Genomic DNA, 4,141 nt, shown 5'->3' on the forward strand with positions numbered 1-4,141 from the left:
CAGGCGGTGGTAATCGCCCGTGAGGACCAGCCCGGCAGCAACCGCCTGGTGGGCTACATCACCGGGGGCGCCGACCCGGCCGGTATCCGGGCCGCCCTGGGTGAGCGGTTGCCGGCCTACATGATCCCCGCGGCGGTAGTGGCGCTTGACGCGTTGCCGTTGACGGCCAACGGCAAACTCGACACCCGCGCCCTGCCCGCACCGGAATATGAGGGCACCAGTCATTACCGGGCCCCTGCCACTCCTACCGAGGAGACGCTCGCCGGCATCTACGCTGAAGTCCTCGGGCTGGAGCGGGTGGGGGTTGACGACTCGTTCTTCGACTTGGGCGGGGATTCGCTTTCGGCGATGCGAGTGGTCGCCGAGATCAATAAGCGCCTGGATGCCGACCTCGCGGTGCGCACCTTGTTCCACGCGCCGTCAGTTGGAAGCTTGAGCCGGCAGTTGGGTACAGATGCCAGCCAGCTCGACATAGTCCCCGTCGAGCTCCTCAAAGAGGGTACTGGACTTCCGCTGTTCTGCATCCATCCCGGGGGTGGGATGAGTTGGCCGTATCAGCGTCTCAGTAATTACTTGGACTGCTCGATCATTGGGATTCAACAACTCCTACTGGACGAAGAAGCTGAACCTCAGACAATTCCTGATATGGCAAAGAATTACGCCGACAGGATACAAAGAGTTGATCCTATTGGGCCTTACAATATTCTGGGCTGGTCTTTTGGAGGCCTCGTCGCTCATGAAGTCGCCATCGCGCTTCAGCAACGTGGATGCGTAATCGCACGCCTTATCCTGTTTGACGCTCAACTGAGCCTCGAGGGCGCGAGCCTGCCGACCCATCCGCTAGAGGACAAGCAGATGCTGGAAGAAATCTTGCGGTTCTATGGCGTAGATATTACCGAGCTGCAAGAGCCGCTTGACGCCGACCAGATCGAAAAGGTAATGCTCGAACGAGGAGTCAAAGACTTCCCTAGATACAAACGGCTTGTGGATTGGATAATCCAAAACTTTAATAAGAACACTGAGTTACAGCGAGCTCACGAACCTCGCATTTTCGATGGTGATCTGATCATATTCTCCGCCGTGGGAAGCGAGAGCGATCGCAGTTCATATCTTGTCGAAACTTGGCGGCCATACGTCGCCGGCGACATCACCGAGTATTCGGTCGACTGCGCGCACGAAAACATGTTGACTGTCGAATCGCTCAGTCTGTATGGCGACCAGCTCAGACTTTTGCTCGATCCGTAAAGCGGTCCGGACAGACGGCCCGTTTTCTGCCACCCGCCCCGGGTCACGGGCGGCCCGGGACGCCCGGCAGACCGTCTTGAATGTCTTTCAGATTGCCTTGAATGCCTTGCAGGTTTCGCTCGATCGCCTGCAGATCAGAGAGCGTGTTCTGATAGGCCGGCGAAATCTGGTCCGGGGTCGTAGGCCGAGACTGGGGACAATACGAAGCGATGGCGCCCGCGGTTACGGCGGTGCTTTGATTGGCGTCCCATACGGATGTTCGTTGCACGAAGCTGACCGCGTCCGCGAAGTTCGGTTGGTGCGCCAGGAAGTCGCACACCGCGTGCCCTTGCGCCATCACGTAGTCCTGGCTAGGAACCGGCACGCCTTCCTGCTTCAACACGGAGATGTACGCCGCGTCAACAACGTTGACCGCCGGAGCGGACGGCTTCGGTGCGGCCGGTGTGGGAGGCGCCGCCGGCGTGGAGGGTGCGGCCGACGGCGGGGTGTCCTCCGGTTGCGCCGACGAATCCTCGCGGTGGAGCGCGAACATCACCACCACCGCGGACGCGACGGCGACCAAAGAGAGCGGTAGTGCCGCGAAAAGACCGAAGCGGCGCAGCGCAGCAACCTTGCGTCGCCGAGACGCTATCGCGCGGATTTTGCCGGCGCGCGACCGGACGTCGGCGACGACCTCGGTCTCCCAGACGGTAAACGAGTCGAGCTCAGACGTCCCGGCGCCGTGGGCCAAGATCTCGTCGAGCAGTTGGTCGGCCTCTATGGACGATGGCCGACCACCCTGCTCGCGGATCGCTTGGCGCCGCAGCGCGATGAGCCGCAATTCTGAGTCGATCTTCTCGCGGTCGCGCATACCAATCAGTCTGAGAGGGCCGCGCAATTGTGACAACTCCTTGCGAACAAAAGACCGTCGCCGCATTGATGTCTGAGGGTCGAATGCGACAGACTCGCGGTGACCCGACTAACCGGAACCGTGGGAATTCAAGGCATCGGACGGACGTGATCACCGTGAGTCGTGACCGGCGCACCGCGCCACTCGTCGTCGGCGCGATCGTGTGCGCGCTCACCGGTTGTTCGGCGGCGCACCCGAGCGCCACGACCCGACCGACCACGGCCGCAGACGTCGCCGCTCCCCCGGTGCTGACGACGCGGATGGTGCCCGCCGACACGGGAACGCCGGGCGGTGCGCAGCCTCGTCTGGCGTCGGACCCCGCGCAATTGGCCGACGACCTGGTGGCCGACGAGCGCGCGCTGCGCGATCCAGGCACATCGGACCCGGCGCTGACGGCGGCGGCGCATCGCGAGCAGGCGGCCTACCGCGCCATCGGGCGCCACCCCGAATGGGACGCCGCCACGCGCCCGCGCGTCCCTCCCGAGTTAATTGATGTCTACGACCGCAACGTCGACGCCCGCCGGCAACTCACCGCGTTGACGCCGGTGCGAGAAACCCTGCCGGCGTGGCGCATCGCGCCGCCGGCACCGGCCGACGAGCTGATGAACTACTACCGCCAGGCGGAGTCCGAATCGGGCGTCAGCTGGAACTACCTGGCCGCGATCAACTTCGTCGAGTCGCGCTTCGGCAGCATCATCGGCGCGAGCACCGCCGGAGCGCAGGGACCCATGCAGTTCCTGCCCTCGACGTTCGCCGGCTATGGCCAGGGGGGCGACATCCACTCGCCCCACGACAGCATCCTGGCGGCGGGACGCTACCTGGCGGCCAACGGGTTCGCCAACGATCGCGACCACGCCGTCTACGGGTACAACCACGCCCATGAATACGTGCGCGCCGTGGACGACTATGCGGCGCTGATGGCCGCCGACCCCGCGACGTTCGCCGCGTACTACCGGTGGGACGTCTACTGCTTGACGACGGCCGGCGACGTGTTGCTTCCCGTAGGGTACGACGCGTCATCACCCATCCCGGCCGCCGAAATACGTGGCGGCCCACCCGCAGTAAACCGCGTCGGTCAGACGTACTGGTCGAGACAGCCCCTCACTGCAGATCAGTACAGGGGCACCCAGACACCGAAGAACCAGTAACCCCAGCCCCCGTACTGCCAGTTGAACACCGGGACGACGGTGAAGGTGTTGTAGTTGAAGGGTCCGAAGTCGCGGCGACCGGCGTCCCAATCACGCGGCGGGCCGTCCCACGGCCGGTTCCAGCCCCCTGGAGGGGGCGGACCGTTCCAGCCACCCGGAGGAGGCGGACCCTCCCAGTGCGGCGGCGGGTGCCCGGGAGCCGGGCCGTCGTTCCAGCCGTAACCGTGCTCGCGCGGCGGCGGGGGCGCACCCCGACCCGGGATGCTGAATTGAACGTTCGGACCGGCGGGGCCACCGATCTGCGCGCTGGCGGTGACCACGTCGTGACGCGGAATGTAGGGCGGGTGCGGAGGCTGCGTCGCCGGCGGATTCAGCGCCTCGTAGCGCTGCCTGTTGTTCGGCGGCGGGTTCTGGGTATTCGCCGGCGCATTGGTCGGCCCGCCCTGGTTGGGGGGGTTCTGGTCGTGCTCGTTGGGCGGATTGTTCTGCCCTTCCTGCGGCGGGTACTGCCCGTGTTCATTGGGCGGGTTGTTCTGCCCTGTCTGGCCTGGGTTCTGACCATGCTGGTTGGGCTGCGGGGTGTTCTGACCGCCCTGCGCCGGAGTGTTCTGACCACCCTGCGCCGGAGTGTTCTGGCCACCCTGCGGCGGGGTGTTCTGACCACCCTGCGGCGGGTTGGTCTGACCACCCTGCGCCGGCGGACCGCTGTGTCCGCCCTGCGGCGGGGTGTTCTGACCGCCCTGCGCCGGCGGAGTGTTTCCGCCGCCGGGCTGCCCACCTGGCCCGCCGGGCTGCCCACCTGGCCCACCGGGGTTGCCCCCGCCACCCCCCCCCCCCCCGCCGCCACCACCGTGGCAGT

3 protein-coding genes and 1 pseudogene are annotated in these 4,141 nt (G+C 65.6%); 2 read left to right on the forward strand and 2 right to left on the reverse strand.

What is annotated here, in order from left to right:
• On the forward strand, window positions 1-1,245 hold a 1,245-nt coding region (locus tag A5753_RS07735), incomplete at its 5' end, for a thioesterase domain-containing protein (RefSeq protein WP_231990033.1).
• A 43-nt stretch (window positions 1,246-1,288) separates the two neighbouring features.
• On the opposite strand, the gene A5753_RS07740 is transcribed toward A5753_RS07735, so the two are convergent.
• Window positions 1,289-2,095 (reverse strand): DUF732 domain-containing protein, encoded by an 807-nt coding sequence (locus A5753_RS07740; protein ID WP_067125383.1) that lies wholly within the window; start codon window positions 2,093-2,095, stop codon window positions 1,289-1,291.
• A 155-nt stretch (window positions 2,096-2,250) separates the two neighbouring features.
• Between A5753_RS07740 and A5753_RS07745 the strand changes: the two are divergent.
• Window positions 2,251-3,199, forward strand: a pseudogene (locus tag A5753_RS07745) (transglycosylase SLT domain-containing protein).
• 46 nt (window positions 3,200-3,245) lie between these two features.
• Here A5753_RS07745 and A5753_RS24785 read toward each other — a convergent pair.
• Window positions 3,246-4,141 (reverse strand): MAP_0585 family protein (locus tag A5753_RS24785; RefSeq protein WP_231990034.1); only part of this gene is annotated, 896 nt, incomplete at its 5' end.

It is taken from the genome of Mycobacterium sp. 852002-51971_SCH5477799-a, assembly GCF_001667145.1.
Classification (GTDB): Bacteria; Actinomycetota; Actinomycetes; order Mycobacteriales; family Mycobacteriaceae; genus Mycobacterium.

Coding starts and splice junctions, on each gene's coding strand:
- A5753_RS07740 (WP_067125383.1), bottom strand. CDS start 2,095: ATGCGCGACCGCGAGAAGATCGACTCAGAATTGCGGCTCATCGCGCTG.